Annotated in this window: 1 tRNA gene; it reads left to right on the top strand. The window is 46.9% G+C overall.

The features are described 5' to 3' along the window. The first annotated feature begins 324 nt into the window (after window positions 1-324). Window positions 325-398, top strand: a tRNA-Met gene (locus SAZ04_RS21740). The last annotated feature ends 3 nt before the right edge of the window (window positions 399-401 follow it).

The raw sequence follows: 401 nt of genomic DNA, 5'->3' as shown, positions 1-401 counted from the left end.
GAAGGGATCGGTCTTGAAAACCGACAGGCGGGTCAAACCGCGCGGGGGTTCGAATCCCTCTTCCTCCTCCATTTTATCTCTATAGTAATAAACAAAGTATTTCCTCTTGACGCATACGCATCAGAGCGAGTCGAGTAGAGTAGAGGAAAAGACAACATCTAAGAAATGGCATCATCGATTACTTTAAAACGACGCGGGGTGGAGCAACGAGCCTTTCATCGTCGAATTCACTTCGAGTAACATTGACGTATAAACGTCTTTGAACTACTAGAAGAGGAAAATGTCTTCTTCATTGAAATAACATCATCAATTACTTTGTAACGGCGCGGGGTGGAGCAGTCTGGTAGCTCGTCGGGCTCATAACCCGAAGGTCGGCGGTTCAAATCCGTCCCCCGCAATAC

Source organism: Halalkalibacter lacteus, assembly GCF_036663595.1.
Taxonomy (GTDB): Bacteria; Bacillota; Bacilli; order Bacillales; family Bacillaceae_D; genus Halalkalibacter; species Halalkalibacter lacteus.
The sequence above is the reverse complement of the archived record's forward strand: the minus strand, read 5'-3'. Positions and strand labels throughout refer to the sequence as shown.